This window comes from Flavobacterium sp. J372, assembly GCF_024699965.1.
Classification (GTDB): Bacteria; Bacteroidota; Bacteroidia; order Flavobacteriales; family Flavobacteriaceae; genus Flavobacterium.
On record NZ_JAJOMZ010000004.1, the window covers coordinates 2,662,958 to 2,678,941 of the forward strand.

The following is a 15,984-nucleotide window of genomic DNA, read 5'->3' on the forward strand; positions in this document are numbered from 1 at the left end:
AAACCTAAAATTAAGTAATTTACTACAATGCAAGGTTAAAAAATTGGTAAAACGGCTAAAGGTCGTTCAGCAGTTCGCTCAGGCGTTTCTTCTGCAGGCGGATTATGTCATTTATATCTCTGATGTTGTTGCGGGCATTGGCATCCATCCTGTTGAGCCGTTGCAAAAAGTCTTCAAGCTCCTCAACATCCTTTTCATCAAGGCGTTCACTAAGGCGTGAAACAAATTGTTCAAATTCGGCAGCTAGGTTTTCCACCTGTTCATAGTCGGCCTTCATATCATCGTACAGCTCATTTATTTCTTTAATCGCTTCGTTAAACAAGCGTGCCGATTTTTCCTGTTTCTGTAGTTCCGTATTGGCTTTTCCTTTTTTAAAAAGGCCCATAAGTATATGTTTGATAAATGCAAAATACCTGATTGTAAGTTAATTGCAGATTATGTGGACGTTACCAAATTATTATAAATAAAAAGCCCCCGCAAAATGCAGGGGCTCATGTTTATATGCTCAGGGCTTACGCTATCTTGTAACGTTTCCTGTCGTTTTCGTTCAGGTAAATTTTCCTTAAGCGAAGGCTCTTAGGCGTTACCTCAACATACTCATCTTTCTGGATGTATTCAAGCGCTTCTTCAAGAGAGAACTTGATGGCAGGGATAATCCTTGCCTTATCATCAGCGCCAGATGAACGCACGTTGGTAAGTTTCTTGGTTTTGGTAACGTTCACGACCATGTCATCACCACGGCTGTTTTCGCCGATAACCTGGCCTTCGTAGATATCTTCGTTAGGGTCAACAAAGAATTTACCCCTGTCCTGAAGCTTATCAATAGAATAAGGAATAGCCTTGCCATTTTCCATAGAAATAAGCGATCCGCTCAAACGGCCCGGAATCTCACCTTTAAATGGCTGATATTCTAGGAAACGGTGTGCCATGATAGCCTCACCTGCAGTAGCCGTAAGCAACTGATTCCTAAGGCCTATGATACCTCTTGACGGGATAAGGAACTTAACGATCATACGCTCGCCTTTTGGCTCCATGCTCAGCATTTCGCCTTTACGCTGGGTTACAAATTCAACCGCGCGGCCTGAAAGGTTTTCAGGAAGGTCGATAGTAAGTTCTTCAACCGGCTCACATTTTACGCCGTCAATTTCTTTTATAATAACCTGCGGCTGCCCAATCTGTAGCTCATAGCCTTCCCTGCGCATCGTCTCAATAAGAACTGACAAGTGCAGTACACCACGGCCAAATACCATGAATTTATCAGCGCTGTCAGTCTCTTCTACCCTAAGGGCAAGGTTCTTTTCAAGCTCTTTCGCCAGCCTGTCTTTAATGTGGCGTGATGTAACAAATTTACCCTCTTTACCAAAGAAAGGCGAATCGTTAATCGTGAAAAGCATACTCATTGTTGGCTCATCAATTGCGATTGAAGTAAGCGCTTCCGGATTTTCGAAGTCAGCAACAGTATCGCCAATTTCAAAGCCTTCAAGGCCAACAATAGCACAAATATCACCTGCCGTTACCTCCTCCACTTTTTTACGGCCAAGGCCTTCAAAAGTGTGAAGCTCTTTTATCTTTGATTTTGAAATCTTACCATCACGCTTCACCAATGATATGTTCATACCCTCGCGAAGTACACCGCGCTGAAGGCGGCCAATAGCGATACGGCCTGTAAAACTTGAGAAATCAAGCGATGTTATAAGCATTTGCGGAGTACCCTCGCTTACTTTTGGCGCAGGTATATGTTCAAGAACCATGTCTAGCAGCGGCTCTATGTTTTCTGTTTTCTTTTCCCAGTGCTCACTCATCCAGTTTTGCTTGGCAGAGCCGTAAACCGTAGGGAAATCAAGCTGCCACTCTTCAGCGCCAAGCTCAAACATAAGGTCAAAAACCTTTTCATGCACTTCTTCAGGTGTACAGTTTTCTTTATCAACTTTGTTAATTACAACACATGGCTTCAGGCCAAGGTCAATAGCCTTTTGCAACACAAAACGCGTTTGCGGCATCGGGCCTTCAAAAGCATCTACAAGCAGCAAAACACCGTCTGCCATGTTAAGCACGCGCTCAACTTCACCGCCAAAATCGGCGTGGCCCGGGGTGTCTATAATGTTGATTTTCGTGCCTTTGTAACTCACAGATACGTTTTTTGAGGTAATGGTAATACCTCTTTCACGCTCCAGGTCGTTGTTGTCAAGTATCAGGTCGCCCGTGTTCTCGTTTTCACGGAAAAGCTGGCAGTGATACATAATTTTGTCAACCAGGGTAGTTTTTCCGTGGTCTACGTGAGCAATAATCGCAATGTTTCTGATAGATGCCATTTGTATTTTTTAAGAAGGCGCAAAGGTACACTTAATTTCCGGATAAAAAAGTTTAACATCGCAGCGCATTGCGTTAAAAATTGAAGCTTAACCATTTGGTAAAATTTTCACTAAACTTTGTGACAAGGGGATGTAATGAATTTAAGATTTCTTTAACAAGTAGTAACTGAAGTTAAAAGTATATTTGTTTAATCTTTATTCCAAAAGAATGAACAATATTAAAACTACCTTCAATATAAAGGATCTTGAAAACCTTTCAGGCATCAAGGCACATACCATACGTATCTGGGAAAAAAGGTACAAAGTATTAGAGCCGATGCGCACCGATACCAACATCAGGGTATATGATAGCGAGGCACTGCAAAAGCTGCTGAATATTTCCACGCTCAACTCGTTTGGGTACAAAATATCAAACATTGCAAAAATGCCGCAGGAAAAAGTGCCGCAACTGGTGCGCGATGTACTTTCAAACAAAAGTATGGCCAACCATGTGCTGAGTACTTTCAAGCTTGCAATGATGAACTTTGATAAGTTATTGTTTCTCAACACTTATGATTCGCTGCTTAAGGAAAATTCGTTTCGTGATATCTTCTATAAATATTTTATACCGCTGCTTCGCGAGGTGGGCGAGCTTTGGCAAACAGGCACAATCACGCCGGCACATGAGCATTTCATAAGCTTTTTGGTAAAACAGAAAATCATTGCCAATATTGAGTTGCTGCAGGCCAGAGAACCCTATAAGCTTGACCGTACGTATGTATTGTACCTGCCTATGAACGAAATTCATGAGCTGGGATTGATGCTTGTAAATTATGAACTGATGCTGAATGGCTGCAAAACAGTGTATCTCGGCGAGAGCGTACCGGTAAGCTGCCTTAAAGGCATGCACGACTTTTTTGACAATATAACTTTTATAACTTACATGACTGTTGAGCCGCAAATGGCTGATGTAAATACCTATATAAGCCAACTGAAGGAAGAAGTGCTTAATGTTGGCAACTCTGAATTGTATGTGCTTGGCCGCAATACACAGTTTATGGATCCTGAGCAGGCAGGCAGCAATGTTACCGTTTTTGGCAGTATACAAGAGCTTGCCGATATACTTTAACTAAAATTTAATAAGGAACAAATTATAAAGACTTAGCTTTCAGGTTCTTCTTCTTCTCCTAAAACAGATGCAGAAATCAGCAAGTCAAAACAAACAACAAAATGAACAAGAACATCAGCATAATAGGTTCCGGTTTTTCTTCACTTGCGGCGGCTTGCTACCTGGCGCAGCAGGGCAATAACGTAACCGTATATGAAAAGAACGCTACAATAGGCGGCAGGGCAAGGAGGTTGCAAAAACAGGGCTTTACTTTTGATATGGGCCCTACATGGTACTGGATGCCTGATGTTTTTGAACGCTTTTTTGGTGATTTCGGCAAAGAACCGGCTGACTATTACAAACTTACAAGGCTTTGCCCCGCCTACAGCGTTTATTTTGATGAAAATGATACTATTGAAGTAGCGGGCAGCCACACGGCTATTGCCCAGATGTTTGAGGGTATTGAAAAAGGCAGCGGGCAGGCGTTGCGTAATTTTCTGTTTGAGGCTAAGAGCAATTATGACATTGCCATAAAAGACCTTGTATATCGCCCCGGTGAATCAATAACAGAACTTATAACGCCGCAGACGGTAATGAAGATAGGGCAGTTTTTCGGGAATATTTCTAAAGATATACGCAAACGTTTTAAAAACAAAAAGCTGGTACAGCTGCTCGAGTTCCCGGTGCTTTTTCTCGGGGCCAAGCCAAGTGATACGCCTTCTTTCTACAACTTTATGAACTATGCCGACTTCGGCCTCGGCACTTGGCATCCGCAGAACGGAATGTACAGCGTGGTACAGGGTATTGAAAGCCTGGCGCGTGACCTGGGTGTAAGTTTTGTGACCAATGCGGGTGTGGACAAGATTGGTGTTGAAGGCGGCAGGGCCACACACCTCATCATCAACGGTGAGCGTATTGACAGTGATGCCATTGTAAGCGGCGCTGATTATCACCATACCGAAACACTGCTTGACAGCGAATACCGCCAATACAGCGAAAGTTACTGGGAAAGCCGCACATTTGCGCCATCATCACTACTATTTTATATAGGTTTTGATAAGAAAATCGAGAATGTAGAGCATCACACATTATTTTTTGATGTGGACTTTGATACACACGCGGCAGATATATATGATAACCCCAAGTGGCCTGACGAACCATTATTCTATGCCAGCTTCCCGTCAAAAACCGATACTGGCGCTGCCCCTGAAGGCTGTGAAGCGGGTATATTTCTTGTGCCGCTTGCACCCGGTATTGAAGATACGCCTGAAATGCGCGCGCAATGCTTTGAAAAGATCATTTCGCGTTTTGAAAAGCTCACAAACCAGGATGTCCGCAGCCATGTGATGTTTAAAGAATCATTCTGCGCCAATGATTTTGTGGCAGACTACAACTCTTATAAAGGCAATGCTTACGGGCTTGCCAATACGTTGATGCAAACGGCTTTCCTCCGCCCCAACCTGCGCAGCCGCAAAGTGAAAGGATTGTTCTTCACAGGCCAGCTCACTGTCCCGGGTCCGGGCGTGCCTCCAGCCCTCATATCGGGTAAGCTAGTGGCAGGCCTTGTGAAGAAACAGCTTGAAAAAGAAATACCCCAACCCATAATGCAACCGTTATGAAAGCAATTTTTGACGATGTATCAAACCAGTGCAGCCGGGCGGTAACCCGCGCTTACAGCACCTCATTCTCGGCAGCCGTGAAAATGCTTTCAGCGCGCATACGCCAGGATATTTACAACATTTACGGCTTTGTACGCCTTGCCGATGAAATTGTGGACACTTTCCATGATTATGATAAAGAGAGTCTTTTTGACCGTTTTGAGGCCGACCTGCACCTCTCATTAATCGAGGGCATAAGCCTTAACCCGGTGCTCAATGCATTTTCACAAACGGCAGCGCGATACAATATTCCGCTAGACCTTATAAATGCTTTTATGAAAAGCATGCGCCAGGGACCTGGTAAAAAAGATTATGCTACCTTTGAAGAGTATAGCGAATACATTTACGGCAGTGCAGATGTTGTGGGCCTTATGTGCCTGAAGGTATTTACCGGCAATGACGACACCTGTTATGAAGAGCTGAAGCAGCCGGCGATGAGACTGGGCTCAGCCTTCCAGAAGATAAACTTCCTTCGTGACCTTAAGGCAGATATGGAAGGATTGGAACGCAATTATTTCCCGTCGCTAAACCTTGCGGAGCTTGATGATAATGCCAAAGCACAAATCATTGCCGAAATTGAAGATGACCTGCACCAGGGCTACCTGGGTATAGTGCGCCTTCCGGCTGAAGCTAAGTTTGGCGTTTACACAGCCTATGTGTATTACAAAATGTTATTGAAAAAGCTGAAGAACACCCCGCCGATGGAAATCAAAAACCGCCGTATACGCGTACCTGATTACCAAAAATTCGGCATGCTGGCAAAATGTTATGTAAGCTACCGTTTTAACCTTATTTAATCATGAGCATCTGGATTCATATACTGGTTTTTGCACTCACATTTTTTATGATGGAGTTTATGGCGTGGTTTACCCACAAGTACGTAATGCACGGTTTTTTATGGAGCCTGCACAAAGACCATCACCGTAAAGACCACGACTCTTGGTTTGAGCGCAACGATACTTTTTTCATATTCTATGCCCTGGTTAGCATCGGGTTTTTTCTGCTATGGAGGTATGATTACTTACAGATTGGCCTTGCCATAGGGTTAGGGATATTCGCTTACGGGCTTACGTATTTTCTTGTGCATGACATATTTATACACCAGCGTTTCAAGATTTTCCGCAATGCCACCAGCCGTTATGGTAAAGCAGTGCGCCGTGCACACAAAATGCATCATAAATCTACCCACAAAGACCATGGCGAGTGCTTCGGGATGCTGCTTTTCCCTATGAAGTATTGGAGGAAGTAAGTGTTAATTGAAATTAGTTTTAATCTTGGTTATCAAAAAATAATTACTTTTTGAAAAATGCATCATGGATATTCAGTCGAGAAAAATAGAATTTATTCAGGAGTTCTTGCAATTGCAAAGCGAAGCTGCAATTGCAAAGCTTGAAAAACTTTTGCGTAAAGAAAGTGCAGCAGAAGACTCTCGGTTCAACCCAATGTCGATTGAAGAATATGAAGCAAGATTACGTACTTCTCAGGAAGATTCAAAAAATGGTAAATTAACCAGCTCTGAAGATTTATTAAAAGAGATGAAGTCATGGGGTTAAAAATCCTATGGACTAATTTTTCAAAGACGCAACTTCGACAAATATACGATTACTATAAGGAGACAGCTTCTGTAAAAGTTGCCGGTAAAATTTTTTCAGGAATTGTTGCAGAGGCTGAAAAATTATCAGTTAACCCTGAAATTGGCCAATTAGAAATCCTTGTTTTTCATCCTGAAAAAGAGTATCGTTACCTTGTTCATAGAAACTATAAAATAGTTTATCTTATCAATAGTAATACATCATAATTGAGATTCACGATGTATTTGATACAAGACAAAATCCTGCTAAGATAAGCCGCAATAAATAAATCAGCGCTTCACCAGCCTATAGCTATAATCCGGATACACTGTTACTTTTATAGTGTAAATACCTGACTGTAGTTTACTGATGTTTATCCTGTTGCTTACTTCGCGAAGTACACCGCTTTGCGCTTCACGGGCATTCATGTCGAGCAGGCTATAGCCGGTACCCACCAGGCTCGGGTCGATATCTATATACAGCATGTCCCCGGCAGGGTTTGGGTATACGCGTATCATGTTTCGTAAGTCGTTGTGCGATGTGGCCAAAGCCATATTCTCAACATAATTGGCAAGATAAGGAGCGAGCGACACCTTATGCAGCTTCTGAGCTACATTAATGAACGGCGACTGCACCAGTTTTTCGTTGGTAATGAAATAATCAAGTCCGTTTGACGATGCAATGCCTTCAGTCTGGTGAAATGAAAGTGAAAGGCTTATTTTTCGCTTATTGCCGCTAAAAAAGTTATGCCCGTTAAAGTCATACAGTAAATATATAAATGGCTGTACTGTCCCGCTATAGCCTGTAAGCACCACTACCCGCCTATCGGCAATATATTCAGCTCCGGTGATAAGGCCATTTACATTAAGCGTACCCTTAAGTTGCGCTACATGTGTTCCCGGAGTTTTTGGCAGTGCGTACAGGCTGGTCTTTTTACTGACCCATTGCTTGGTAAACAGGTAGATACTGTCCTGACTCACAACCATTGCCTCACAGTCAAAATCGGTATTGTTGTTGCCTCTCGGCGAGAGGGTCCGTCTGGTCTGAATAAGTAAAATTTATATTGGTGGTTGAAGGCGCTCCGGCTTCGAGGGATGCTTTATCAACCCTGATGATACGTAAGTTGGTGCGGTTGCCGTTGCTGTTGTTTCCAAACTCGCCTATGTATATATACTGTTCATCCTGCGCAATATCTTCCCAGTCTTTATTAGTTACGCCGGTTATGGCAAAATCCTGCGTTACAGCGCCTGTAATTGTATCAAGTGCATAGAGTTTAATGTCATTACTGTCATTGTGCGTAATTAGGCTGCTGCCCCATTTTATTAAACCTGAAGTCTCTACAACCGCTGCAGGCAATGTCACCGTTGATAGTGGCGACACACTTGATGAACCGTATACGCAGCTACCGTCATTAACTGCAGCCAGCGGATTATAGTTATTAGAAAGCGGATCGGTACAGCCCGCAATCTGCCCGTAAGCAACAGGTTTCAGCAAAAAAGGCATATTATTGCGGCAATCAATCTCATTTTTTAGCAGCTATCCTCCAGATAATGTTTGTTTTGTCATCGGTAAGCAGCAATGCACCATCAGGCGCCATGATAATGCCCGTTGGCCTGCCGTAAACCTCATCTTTTGCCGGGTTTGGGATAAAGCCAACGAGAAAATCTTCCATCGGGCCTGCGGGCTTACCATTTTTGAAAGGTACAAAAACTACTTTATACCCTGAAAGCGGCTTGCGGTTCCACGAGCCATGTTGTGCAATGAAAGCCCCGCCCCTGTATTTTTGCGGAAAAGCGGTGCCGGTGTAAAACGCCAGCCCGAGTGATGCTGTATGTGCCCCAAGATCAACTTCCGGCGCAATAACTTTACCAAGGTTTGCCGGCTTTGGCTCTTTCACTCTTGTATCGGTATATGAGCCCCAGTACATCCAGGGCCATCCGTAGAAACCGCCCGGTTTAACCGATGTGAGATAATCAGGCACGAGGTCGTTTCCGAGTTCATCGCGCTCATTTACGGCTGTCCAGAGCGTTTTAGTGCCCGGCGCCCAGCCCATACCCACAGGATTCCGCAACCCAGAGGCATATACCTTAAGCCCGGTACCATCGGGGTTAACCTCAAGTATACAGGCGCGGTTAATTTCTTCATCCATGCCTTTTTCAGCTATATTTCCCGAGCTTCCCACGGCTATGTATATTTTAGTACCGTCGGCATTGGCAATAAGGTTTCGTGTCCAGTGCTGGTTCTTAGAACCTTCAGGAAGGCTGGCTATCTTCACACCCGCCTCGCTTATGGTATTCGCCCCGTTTTTGTACGGGTAACGCATAAGCGCATCGGTATTGGCAACGTAAAACCAGTCGCCAATTACCAGCATACCGAATGGCTGGTTAAGCCCCTGTGTCAGGAATATATGGCGCTCATCAACATGCCCGTCTTTGTTGCCATCGCGCAAAAGGGTAATACGGTCGGCGCTCTTTGTAACGTCTTTAGATTTTGCCGCGCCAATTATCACCGCCCCCGCCTGTACAAGCGGACTGTAATTTGAGTTGCTTTCAGCTACAAGTATATCGCCATTGGGCAGGGCATACATCCATCGCGGGTTGTCAAAGCCATCAGCATATTTTGTAACATTGAAGCCGACAGGCGCTATAGGCTTGTTGCCCCCTCCCCAGCCTATCACGTTAGAATAGTTAGTGACAGACTCTGACGGCGCAGGTAGTTTCTTTTTTTGCGCAGAAGCCCCGAAGGTAAGTGCACAGGCAAGAGATAGGTACAGGTATTTCATGACAGGTTGATTTTGATACTTAAAGTTACAACCTGCAACCTGCTGAACCTACGCCTTTAAGTTTTGTTTAGCATTGAAAGGCTAACCAAAAGTTAAAGTAGTATCATCGTCAGGATTATACCTTTAATTTTAATCTTATAAACTTAAACCAAACACCATGAACGGATTATTTAAAACACTGCTTGCCGGCTGGGGCGCAAAGAAACTGGGCTTCGGGTGCTTTGGTACCATCGTTGCCTTTTTTGTGATATACTGGCTGCTGGGGTATTTGTAGGATATTTTATAAAACAAAAAGCCTCTCAACTGAGAGGCTTCTATTTATTTGCTTATAATAATTTTTCTTTTGGCCGATTTGCCATCACCAGTCTTTATATGGCAAATGTAAATCCCTTCTGCAAGCGTAGAAACATCAGCATCAATAATATTATCGCCTTTGTTACTATGGACCTTCTGCCCGAGGTTGTTATAAATTTCTACTGATGATATAGTGACCGCTGACATGAAATTGAGCTTAGAGTTAGCAGGGTTAGGATATACAGCCAAATCATCTAATTCATTCCGGGCAACCGAAAGCGCTTCTACATACTTTGTCGTTACGGTATTAGTGATAATTGGTGCATTGTAGTCGAAATAAATTGATGCTGTATTTTCAATAGTGTCATTAAGCAACACATTATTTTTGGGCTTTATCTTATACATGAAAAATCCGTTGCTGCCGGCATCGTCTACCGATTTTGGAGGAAGGTTGATGTTATTAAACTCTACTGTAAGCAACCCATCAGCTATTTTAAGCCGGTAATTTTCATGGCTGGCTGATACAGGCCTGAATGTACTCCAGTCCAGCTTATCATCAAGCTGATCCTGAAGCTTTACAAATATTGCCGAAGCCGTTCCTGTATTCTGGAAGCGTATTTTATATGTCAGATATTCATCGGCATCACCAATAAGAACCTGGCTGCCTTGCAGCACAGCTTTATCATTAGGGTCATACGAGCCTACAAGCACCTGGCTTAAGGTATATGTATTGTTGGCGGGAGTGGCATCAACACCAACAGGAAGCAGCGCGCTTGTCAAAGTCATTGTGTCACCATTATTATTAATTGGCGGGGCTTTTACTTTAAGTATGGCTGTAATAGTTCGCGTGCTAAGAGGGTTCAGCTGAAAGTTCCATGTTGCGTTGCCGTCTGTGTAATTGGCAGGTTGTGTTGAGAAAGAAACAAGCTCCTGCTTTGCCGTGTCAAACTGGAAAGATACTGTACCGGATTTAGCTACCGTACCCGTATTTTCTATCCTGATTTTATACGTTGCATCAAACCCCGGCCTGGCAGGCTGTACAGGATATATAGCCACATTTACATCTTGTATAGTTTGGCTGGAAGATATGCAGAAAGGCGCAACGAATGCCGCTCCCGTACCTGTGAATGTATTTGTAAGCGGTGCGGTTGCTGTAAACGGTGACTGTACAATCGCTTTGGTAGTATAACTTCCCGGGGGTACATAAAGTTCGTAAGTTCCATCAGGTTTTGTGAAGGTGATGTTTTGCATTCCGGTAGCATCTGTACTTATTATCTCTATACCCTCAGCCGGAGTACCTGAATCCTGGCAGCCTGCCTGCTGGTGAAATTTAACCGTACCCGATATTTTGTTATTTACAGTGCCGCAATTAAACATAATTTCAGGGTAGGTGTTGCAGCCGGGAGCATTGCCGCCAATGAAATATTTATCCTGACTAAGCGGACTGGTCAACAATTCATTCCAGACTTCTTGTGCCCCTCCCCCGTATGATGCACCGGCCAAAAAACTACATAAATTTGGTAATGAACAAATAGCCAGATTAGGCGAATTTCTAATGAGAAGCCTGTTGATAGTCGAAGGATTTATGTTGCTTATCGCAGAAATATCAGACAAATTTTGGCAATTTTTTATAACTAAGAAACCATTTGTAAGATTAGTGATATTTTGCAGACCATTAAGCGTTTGCAAGTTAGTATCAGATATTTGTATACCTCCCATTAAAAGCGTATCATAATTGGGGTAATGACCATTCTGTTCTATTACGCCGCTTATCGCTGTAAGATTGCTTAATGCAGAAATATCTGTTAAACTGTTACCTTTTACATACAATCTTCCTACCGAAGTAAGATTTTGCAATCCGTTCAGGCTTGTTAAATTAGGGACCGCCTATAGAGAAACCACCCCCCAACTGATTGTAGCGAGCTAAGAAATGAGAGATTAGTACCAGCGATTCCAACACCGAAGTTTCCTCCTACATGCTGTAAACTAGATAACGAATAACTTGTGATTGCTGGGCTTACATCTATACTTAATCGCCCCGCTACACTTTGCAAATTATGTAAACCTGACAGATTTGTAACAGTTGGTCCTGAAATCGCCATATAACCCGTTATCGATGTAAGACTGCTAAGCCCGTTATAATGGGTTGCGTGCGTTGTTGTAATTTCTATAATTCTGGCTGTTGTAACATTTAGGACTAAGTCAAATGTTGGTAAATAACTTGTATATACATTATTCACAAAATGTGCATCCTGTATAAATAAATCTTGAAAATGTGTGACGTTGTTCAATGGTGCGAGGCTGCTTACTTTATTTCCGTCAATCCTTAATTCCCTACCAACATAGGTGAGATTAGTTAGTGGTGCAAGGCTTGTCACCCGGGTACCAACTATTAAAAGATCGTTTTCCACATGGGTAAGAGAATTTAATCCCGCCAAACTCATTATCGGCCAACCTGAAACACGCAATGTGCCTACGCTGGTAATATTTTGTAACCCATTGAGGTTGGTAATATCAGAATTGCCCAAAGGAGAGACAACCTGAAGATTATTAACGTGTGTACAGTTAGGATACTGGATTATGAAATTGTCAATTTGTGCCTGCGTTGCTAATGTTACGGTGGTTGGTGGGCACTGGCTATACACCGCACACGACAGCAGCATTATAAAAAAGAAAAGTTTTTTCATAACTATGTAATTTCAGCTAAGATATATATTTTTCTTACAGGTATTTATAAAATATAAAAAGCCTCTCAACTGAGAGGCTTTTTATATCAAATCAAAGAATTAACGAATAACCAAATTACCACCAATTACATATTTCTCCTATACTGCCCTCCTACTTCAAATAAAGCTGAAGTAAGCTGACCCAGTGAACATACTTTTGTAGCTTCCATAAGCTGTTCAAAGATGTTCTTGTTTTGTATGGCGGCTTCCTGGGTTACGGCAAGCTGTTGGCTAACTTTCTCAGCATTGGCAGCGTGCAGCGTTTCCAGCGTCTTAATCTGGAACTGCTTCTCCTCTTCGGTGGCGCGGATAACCTCAGCAGGTATAACCGTCGGCGATCCTTTTGAACTCAGAAACGTGTTCACCCCAATGATCGGGAATTCGCCTGTATGCTTCAATGTCTCATAGTAAAGGCTTTCTTCCTGAATTTTACTACGTTGGTACATGGTCTCCATTGCACCAAGCACACCACCACGTTCTGTAATGCGGTCAAATTCTGCAAGTACAGCTTCTTCAACCAGGTCGGTCAGCTCTTCGATAATAAATGAACCTTGTATTGGGTTTTCGTTCTTCGCAAGGCCAAGCTCTTTATTGATGATAAGCTGTATAGCCATGGCTCGGCGTACGCTTTCTTCTGTTGGTGTGGTGATAGCCTCGTCATAAGCGTTGGTGTGCAGCGAGTTACAGTTGTCATATATTGCGTACAGCGCCTGCAGCGTGGTACGGATATCGTTAAAGTCGATTTCCTGCGCGTGCAGCGAGCGGCCTGATGTTTGTATGTGGTACTTCAGCATCTGTGCACGCTCGTTGGCTCCGTATTTATTCTTCAATGCCTTAGCCCATATCTTACGAGCCACACGGCCAATCACCGCATACTCAGGGTCAATACCGTTACTGAAGAAGAACGACAGGTTCGGCCCGAAATCATTAATGTTCATGCCACGGCTCAGGTAGTATTCCACATATGTGAAACCGTTGGCCAGCGTAAATGCAAGCTGCGTTATCGGGTTGGCGCCCGCCTCGGCAATGTGGTAACCTGAAATAGAAACCGAGTAGAAATTCCTCACATTATTGTTGATGAAGTACTCCTGCACGTCACCCATCAGCCTCAGCGCAAATTCGGTAGAGAAAATGCAGGTGTTCTGCGCCTGGTCCTCTTTTAGAATGTCGGCCTGAACCGTACCACGCACTTGTGATAGCGTGCGGACTTTTATCTCATTATAAACATCAGCAGGCAGCACCTGGTCGCCTGTTACGCCAAGCAGCATCAGCCCAAGGCCGTCATTGCCTGCAGGCAGCTGTCCGTTGTAGCGCGGACGCTCAAGTCCCTTCTCTTTGTAGATGGCATTTATCTTATCGTCAACTTCTTTTTCAAGACCGTTTTCCTTGATGTAGATTTCGCATTGCTGGTCTATCGCGGCGTTCATAAAGAAGCCTAACAGCATAGGCGCAGGCCCGTTAATCGTCATACTTACAGACGTAAGCGGGTGCGACAGGTTAAAGCCTGAATACAGTTTCTTGGCATCGTCAAGGCAGCAGATAGAAACACCTGCGTTACCAATCTTTCCGTAAATATCCGGACGTAAATGTGGGTCGTTGCCGTATAGTGTAACTGAGTCAAACGCTGTTGACAAACGCTTTGCAGGCATACCGGCGCTCACGTAATGAAAACGCTTGTTGGTACGCTCAGGCCCGCCCTCACCGGCAAACATACGCGAAGGGTCTTCTCCCTCACGCTTGAACGGATAAAGCCCTGAAGTGAACGGGAATTCACCCGGTACATTCTCCTGCAAACACCAGCGAAGGATGTCGCCCCACGCCTGGTACTTCGGCAAGGCAACCTTAGGTATCTGCGAGTGCGAAAGTGATTCAGTATGCGTTTGTATTTTTATTTCCTTGTCTCTCACCTTAAATGAGTAAACCGGATTTTTGTATTTATTTACCTTGTCATTCCACGTCAATATTATCTCCCAGTTGTACGGGTCAAGATCCATTTTCACACGGTCAAACTCTGCAATAAGCAATTTCACTAAATCAGCATTCGCATCCGCCTTGGGGTTTACCGGTTCAATCCCGAATTTCGCCAGTTCAGGCGTTACGCCACCAACAGTTTCAATGGTTTTGTAAATGCCGTACAGTTTCTGCGCCACTTCCTGTTGTGCAGAAGCGGTTTCATCATACTTGCGGTTATTCTCGGCAATTTCGCTAAGGTAACGTGTGCGGTGCGGTGGTATTACGAAGATCTTCTCGCTCATTTCGCGTGTGATCTCGAAGGTAGAATTCAGGTCGGCGCCTGTTTTCTCCACCACCTTATCCATTATCTTTTTGTACAGCGTATTCATGCCGGGGTCGTTAAACTGCGAGGCGATAGTACCGATAACCGGCATATCGTCAGGGTTGGCGTCCCACAGGTTGTGGTTGCGCTGGTATTGCTTCTTCACATCACGAATGGCATCCAATGCCCCACGCTTGTCGAATTTATTGATAGCCACAAGGTCGGCAAAATCAAGCATGTCAATCTTCTCCAACTGTGTTGCAGCGCCAAATTCCGGAGTCATCACGTACAATGAAACATCACTGTGCTCAAGAATTTCTGTATCGCTCTGCCCGATGCCTGAAGTTTCAAGGATGATGATATCATATTTAGCAGCTTTCAATACCTGAATAGCATCAGCCACATATTTTGAAAGCGCAAGGTTACTTTGGCGCGTAGCGAGCGAACGCATATATACCCTCGGGTTATTTATGGCATTCATGCGGATACGGTCGCCCAGCAAGGCACCGCCCGTTTTACGTTTAGACGGGTCAACTGAAATAAGCCCGATTGTTTTTTCCGGAAAATCAATTAGGAAACGGCGCACCAGCTCATCTACCAGAGATGATTTACCTGCACCGCCCGTACCTGTAATACCGAGTACAGGTATCGTTGCGTTTTCATTTTCTTTCTGGATGGTTTCAAGCGCAGGCTTTGCCACTTCGGGGAAATTTTCCGCTGAAGAGATAACCCTCGCAATGGCTGTCGGGTTTTTATCTGCCAGATGCTTCACTTCTCCATTAAGACTGTCACCCACAGGGAAGTCCGAGCGCTGAACCAAATCGTTTATCATACCCTGAAGCCCAAGCTCCCGGCCATCATCCGGCGAATAAATACGTGTAATACCGTAGTCATGAAGCTCTTTTATCTCATCCGGAAGGATAACACCGCCGCCGCCGCCGAAGATTTTTATGTGGCCTGCGCCTTTTTCTTTAAAAGGTCGTGCATGTATTTAAAGTACTCATTGTGCCCGCCCTGGTAAGATGTAAGCGCAATGGCATTGGCATCTTCCTGTATGGCGGTATTCACCACTTCTTCAACGCTGCGGTCATGCCCAAGGTGAATCACCTCTACACCCGTTGCCTGTATGATGCGGCGCATGATATTGATGGCCGCATCATGCCCGTCAAAAAGCGATGCTGCGGTTACAATCCTTACTTTATTATTAGGAATATATGGCTGTACTTGTTCCATAATTAATTATATTCAATTTTAAGGGCGAAAGATACGCAAATCCTAA

The 15,984-nt window shown here is 44.0% G+C and carries 13 protein-coding genes and 1 pseudogene; 6 read left to right on the forward strand and 8 right to left on the reverse strand.

Translation table 11 applies throughout. The annotated features are described in order from the left end of the window. Positions 1-55: 55 nt before the first annotated feature. On the reverse strand, positions 56-385 hold the full coding sequence (locus LRS05_RS13235) for a hypothetical protein (RefSeq protein WP_257868754.1): 330 nt from the start codon (positions 383-385) through the stop codon (positions 56-58). A 127-nt stretch (positions 386-512) separates the two neighbouring features. After that, a complete protein-coding gene (typA, locus tag LRS05_RS13240) occupies positions 513-2,312 on the reverse strand; it encodes a translational GTPase TypA (RefSeq protein ID WP_257868755.1) in 1,800 nt (599 codons plus the stop codon). A gap of 208 nt (positions 2,313-2,520) precedes the next feature. Between typA and LRS05_RS13245 the strand changes: the two genes are divergently transcribed. The 6 genes from LRS05_RS13245 to LRS05_RS13270 all read left to right on the forward strand — a co-directional run bounded on the left by LRS05_RS13245 (position 2,521) and on the right by LRS05_RS13270 (position 6,855). Next, complete coding sequence (locus LRS05_RS13245; RefSeq protein WP_257868756.1) at positions 2,521-3,420, forward strand: MerR family transcriptional regulator; 900 nt, start codon at positions 2,521-2,523, stop codon at positions 3,418-3,420. 101 nt (positions 3,421-3,521) lie between these two features. Next, a complete protein-coding gene (locus LRS05_RS13250) occupies positions 3,522-5,018 on the forward strand; it encodes an NAD(P)/FAD-dependent oxidoreductase (protein WP_257868757.1) in 1,497 nt (498 codons plus the stop codon). Continuing rightward, on the forward strand, positions 5,015-5,854 hold the full coding sequence (locus tag LRS05_RS13255) for a squalene/phytoene synthase family protein (protein WP_257868758.1): 840 nt from the start codon (positions 5,015-5,017) through the stop codon (positions 5,852-5,854). The genes LRS05_RS13250 and LRS05_RS13255 overlap by 4 nt, the downstream gene beginning before the upstream one ends. Positions 5,855-5,856: 2 nt before the next feature. Further along, positions 5,857-6,306, forward strand: a complete 450-nt coding sequence (locus LRS05_RS13260; protein WP_257868759.1) for a sterol desaturase family protein — start codon at positions 5,857-5,859, stop codon at positions 6,304-6,306. A 64-nt stretch (positions 6,307-6,370) separates the two neighbouring features. Continuing rightward, a complete protein-coding gene (locus LRS05_RS13265; protein WP_257868760.1) occupies positions 6,371-6,610 on the forward strand; it encodes a hypothetical protein in 240 nt (79 codons plus the stop codon). After that, the gene (locus tag LRS05_RS13270) at positions 6,601-6,855 is read left to right on the forward strand and encodes a type II toxin-antitoxin system RelE/ParE family toxin (protein WP_257868761.1); all 255 of its coding nucleotides are present in this window, start codon (positions 6,601-6,603) and stop codon (positions 6,853-6,855) included. Before LRS05_RS13265 ends, LRS05_RS13270 begins: the two co-directional genes overlap by 10 nt. Positions 6,856-6,918: 63 nt before the next feature. Here the strand turns inward: LRS05_RS13270 and LRS05_RS13275 are convergent, their stop codons facing one another. The 6 genes and pseudogenes from LRS05_RS13275 to LRS05_RS13300 all read right to left on the reverse strand — a co-directional run bounded on the left by LRS05_RS13275 (position 6,919) and on the right by LRS05_RS13300 (position 15,938). Beyond that, positions 6,919-7,614: a T9SS type A sorting domain-containing protein gene (locus tag LRS05_RS13275; protein ID WP_257868762.1), complete on the reverse strand. Its 696-nt coding sequence runs from the start codon at positions 7,612-7,614 to the stop codon at positions 6,919-6,921. A gap of 10 nt (positions 7,615-7,624) precedes the next feature. Continuing rightward, entirely contained in the window at positions 7,625-8,122 is a 498-nt protein-coding gene (locus tag LRS05_RS13280) for a hypothetical protein (RefSeq protein WP_257868763.1), read from the reverse strand. Between the two features lie 28 nt (positions 8,123-8,150). Next, entirely contained in the window at positions 8,151-9,410 is a 1,260-nt protein-coding gene (locus LRS05_RS13285; RefSeq protein ID WP_257868764.1) for a sorbosone dehydrogenase family protein, read from the reverse strand. Between the two features lie 318 nt (positions 9,411-9,728). Then, positions 9,729-11,318, reverse strand: a complete 1,590-nt coding sequence (locus LRS05_RS13290; RefSeq protein WP_257868765.1) for a T9SS type A sorting domain-containing protein — start codon at positions 11,316-11,318, stop codon at positions 9,729-9,731. 257 nt (positions 11,319-11,575) lie between these two features. Then, a complete protein-coding gene (locus tag LRS05_RS13295) occupies positions 11,576-12,391 on the reverse strand; it encodes a hypothetical protein (RefSeq protein ID WP_257868766.1) in 816 nt (271 codons plus the stop codon). Positions 12,392-12,516: 125 nt separating this feature from the next. After that, positions 12,517-15,938, reverse strand: a pseudogene (locus LRS05_RS13300) (methylmalonyl-CoA mutase family protein). Positions 15,939-15,984: the final 46 nt, after the last annotated feature.

Excerpts from the sequence above, each read along its gene's own strand:
- LRS05_RS13235 (WP_257868754.1), bottom strand. The coding sequence starts at position 385 with ATGGGCCTTTTTAAAAAAGGAAAAGCCAATACGGAACTACAGAAACAG.
- typA (WP_257868755.1), bottom strand. The coding sequence starts at position 2,312 with ATGGCATCTATCAGAAACATTGCGATTATTGCTCACGTAGACCACGGA.
- LRS05_RS13245 (WP_257868756.1), top strand. The coding sequence starts at position 2,521 with ATGAACAATATTAAAACTACCTTCAATATAAAGGATCTTGAAAACCTT.
- LRS05_RS13250 (WP_257868757.1), top strand. The coding sequence starts at position 3,522 with ATGAACAAGAACATCAGCATAATAGGTTCCGGTTTTTCTTCACTTGCG.
- LRS05_RS13255 (WP_257868758.1), top strand. The coding sequence starts at position 5,015 with ATGAAAGCAATTTTTGACGATGTATCAAACCAGTGCAGCCGGGCGGTA.
- LRS05_RS13260 (WP_257868759.1), top strand. The coding sequence starts at position 5,857 with ATGAGCATCTGGATTCATATACTGGTTTTTGCACTCACATTTTTTATG.
- LRS05_RS13265 (WP_257868760.1), top strand. The coding sequence starts at position 6,371 with ATGGATATTCAGTCGAGAAAAATAGAATTTATTCAGGAGTTCTTGCAA.
- LRS05_RS13270 (WP_257868761.1), top strand. The coding sequence starts at position 6,601 with ATGGGGTTAAAAATCCTATGGACTAATTTTTCAAAGACGCAACTTCGA.
- LRS05_RS13275 (WP_257868762.1), bottom strand. The coding sequence starts at position 7,614 with ATGGTTGTGAGTCAGGACAGTATCTACCTGTTTACCAAGCAATGGGTC.
- LRS05_RS13285 (WP_257868764.1), bottom strand. The coding sequence starts at position 9,410 with ATGAAATACCTGTACCTATCTCTTGCCTGTGCACTTACCTTCGGGGCT.
- LRS05_RS13295 (WP_257868766.1), bottom strand. The coding sequence starts at position 12,391 with ATGAAAAAACTTTTCTTTTTTATAATGCTGCTGTCGTGTGCGGTGTAT.